Source organism: Mycobacterium sp. E183, assembly GCF_001667735.1.
In the GTDB taxonomy this organism is placed as follows: domain Bacteria; phylum Actinomycetota; class Actinomycetes; order Mycobacteriales; family Mycobacteriaceae; genus Mycobacterium.
Window position 1 is genome coordinate 1 of the sequence record NZ_LZJN01000217.1, and the last position, 3203, is coordinate 3203.

Here is a 3203-nt window from a genome sequence, read left to right on the forward strand (position 1 = left end):
TCTCCGCCCACAACACCTACGCCGACGACGGCGCCATGATCGACAAGGGCGTCGCCTTCGCCTCCAGCCACCTCGACGCAGGCACCAGCGGCGCCTCGACCGTCTCGAGCGGTAGAGGTGGCTTCGGAAGCTGAGCGACGGGCGCGCGGCGGCACTGGCCGTCAACCACGTCGGGTTGACGGTCCCGGACATTCACGCCGCGATCGACTGGTACGGCGAGGTATTCGGGTTCCGCTGCATCATGGGCCCCAGGGTGCTCGAGGGTGCGGGCCACCCGGAGGCGGCCTCGGTGTTCGGCAGCCGGTTCCGCCGGGCTTGGCAGGCGCATCTGCTCACCGGCAACTCCGTCGGCATCGAGCTCTTCCAATTCGTCGACCCGCCGACGCGGGACCCGGGCCGGCCGCGGGAGCGGGAGGGGTGGTTCGACCGCGGTTTGTGGCATCTGTGCATCACGCACCCCGATGTCGCGGCCACGGTCGACCGGGTCGTCGAGCACGGTGGCACGCTGCTGGCGGCGCCGTACGAATTCGTGCCCGGGCGACCGTGGGTGCTGGCCTACGCCACCGACCCCTGGGGCACGGTGCTCGAGGTGATGAGCCACAGCTACGCCGAGGCGTTCGGCAACTGGCCGCAACCGGGGCAGCTGGTCCCGCCCACCCTGGTGCCCCGCCCGGATGGCGACGGCCCGGCCGGCGCCTGAATCGGTCGCGTCAGGGGCCGTCCGCGACGAAGCCTTTGTTGCGCATCAGCGCGTCCGCCAGGAAGCCGTCGTGCGGGATGCCGGGCGCCGCGTACCACGTCGGGTGCGGGCCGACGTAGACGTTGCCGACGGTCGGTTCGGCGAGCAGCTCGTCGACCAGCCGTTGGTCGCCGGTGATCGCGGTGACGACCAGCGACCGCCGCAAGGGTTCCAGGCCGGCGCCGGGCGACCACGGTGCGACCCAGACACAGGGGAAGGGCAGCTCGACGTTGAGCGTGTCCGGGACGGGTTCGGCCAGTAGGTGCACCGCCGGGCGCAGCGCGGCGTAGCCGTCGCCGAGGTCGGCCACCACCTGATCGGCGCCGAGCACCGGGGTCGACCCGGCGGCCCTCGCCGCCAGGAAGTCCGCCAGGGCCCGGGCTTGGTCGAGCCGCCGGGTGGGCAGGATCGCCCGTTCGTCGTCGGTGGGTAGCGGCTCGATCTCCGCCAGTCGCCGGGCGATCGTTTCGGCCAGCGGGGCGGGATCGCCCTCACACAGCACGGCGGTGGTGTTGACACAAGCCATGCCCCCGAGGTTGGCGATCGAGTCGACGATGACGTCGATGTGGTCGCGCCAATCCCGATCGGCCGTGATCAGGATCTTGGCGCGTCCCGGCCCGTTGACGATCACCGCCGGGTCGGCAGCGTACTTGTCCACCACGTCCTGACCCCCGTACACCATCGCCAGATCCGCCGAGGAGATGATCTCGTCGGCGCCGGCGTGATCGGTGGGTAGATATACGGCGTCCCCGTGACGGAAACCCGCCCGCCGCAGGGCATGCACCAGCCGGTGCGCGGTCAGCGGCTCGCGGCGCGACGGGCGCACCGCGACGCGATAGCCGAGCGCGAGCGCTTGCGGCCACAGGCCGTGCACGCCGGGACCGTTTCCGGCGGCGTGCACGGCGAACACCTGCCCGCGCCGCACCCAGACCGCGCCACCGCGACGGATGCCTTCGTCGTGCCAATCGAGCGCCGCCCCCACCGGCCGGGCCGGACGGACCGCGTCGAACGCGCCGCCGACGGCGTCGGCCACGCCCCGCGCCCCGGCGCGGGTGACCCCGATGGGCAGGCCCGAAATCCGGCTCGCCAGAACGACATACGCCTCGAAGTCGAGGCCGGCGATCACCCCGCCCGTGAAGACGTCGGCGGCGTCCGACAGCGCCGCCGCGCGACGGCCGGCCGGGAGCGGGGTCAGGTTGCGTTGGGCGGCCAGGGTGCGCGCGACATACAGCGGCGGCACGAGGCTCAGCTCGGCTACCGCGGCGCCGGCCGTCGTGGTGATGACCTCGCGACGGCGGGTCCGGTACTCCCCGTCGGGGCCGAGCGCGTCGATCGCCACCAAATCGGCTGCGACACCGGGCACTTCGGCGGGCATGCTCAGTACACCCCTTCGATGACGGCCTCGCCCTCGAAGGTGGAAACCGGCCGCACCGCACTGACGGAGTCGCTGAGATCGGCCGCAGGCCCGGGCATCCTGACCGCGAGGTCGCGCTCCAGGTTGTTCGGGATGAACATGCCCTTGCTGATGTGGTTCATCACCACCTGACCGGTCTCCCCGTACGGCACCGGCTCGCCCGTGTCGGGATCGACCACCCAGAACACCACGTACGGTGTCCGCGGGTCGAACACGAACGCGTCGCCGTCGACACGGGTAACCGCCTGGGAGAGCACCATCGTGCTGCCGAACGCCATCGTGATCGTCGTCGCCGGGAAGAGGTCGCGGAGCAGGTCGAGGGTGTCGGCGTCCACGTGCGCTCCGCTGAGCAAGAGGTAGCGGATCTTGTCGTTCAGCAGATCCACCACCCGGTCGTCGCGGGCCATGGCCTCCAGCAGCGGCGGGGTGGTGTGCAGGTTCGCGACATTCTGCGTCCGCAGCACGAACAGGGCCTGCTCGACGACGTGGTCGACGTAGGCGTCCACCTCGGAGGCCGCGCCGCGCGCGGCGACCTTCTTGACCCAGCGCGGATCGATGTCGATGCCGTGAAAGACCGCACCGAGGCGCTCGGCGACCAGCCGCGAGAAATAACCCACCCCGTGCGGCCCGCTCGGCATCAGGCACAAGAAGCCCTGGCCCCGGCGGAACCCGCCGGTGGCGAAGTCCTCGGTCTGCCACCGAACCACCTGTGCGACCCAATCCGGAAGCTGCACGGTCCTTTTCGGCGCGCCCGTGGTTCCGCCGGACTCGAATATCTGCGGCACCGGCGGTGGCTGCCCGTAGCCGCGGGGGATGAGGTCCTCGACCGGGACCGTGCGCAGTTCGTTGACGAGGTTGGGGAACAGTCGCAGATCGGCGAACGTCTTGACGTCGGTCATCGGATCGAAGTCGAGCGTCGCAGCGGTCCGCAACCAGAATGCCGAACCGGTGTCCTCCCCGAAGTGCCAGGCCATCGCCGCGCGCAGGTAGGCCTCCGGGTCCTCGAGCGGTTCCGAACGCGGAACGTCCAGCAGCGAAAAATCGACATCG

At 71.0% G+C, this 3203-nt stretch carries 3 protein-coding genes and 1 pseudogene; 2 read left to right on the forward strand and 2 right to left on the reverse strand.

Going from position 1 to position 3203, the window contains the following annotated elements; translation table 11 throughout:
- Positions 1-134 (forward strand): annotated as a pseudogene (locus tag A5691_RS26780) (cutinase family protein); the annotation flags it as partial.
- Positions 135-154: 20 nt separating this feature from the next.
- On the forward strand, positions 155-700 hold the full coding sequence (locus A5691_RS26785) for a VOC family protein (protein ID WP_082950520.1): 546 nt from the start codon (positions 155-157) through the stop codon (positions 698-700).
- Positions 701-710: 10 nt separating this feature from the next.
- On the opposite strand, the gene A5691_RS26790 is transcribed toward A5691_RS26785, so the two are convergent.
- Together A5691_RS26790 and A5691_RS26795 are read right to left on the reverse strand one after the other, a co-directional pair.
- Positions 711-2081, reverse strand: coding sequence for an aldehyde dehydrogenase family protein (locus A5691_RS26790; protein ID WP_067760294.1), 1371 nt, complete (start codon positions 2079-2081; stop codon positions 711-713).
- 35 nt (positions 2082-2116) lie between these two features.
- Positions 2117-3203: AMP-binding protein (locus tag A5691_RS26795; RefSeq protein WP_068266854.1), on the reverse strand; the 1087-nt coding region annotated here is incomplete at its 5' end.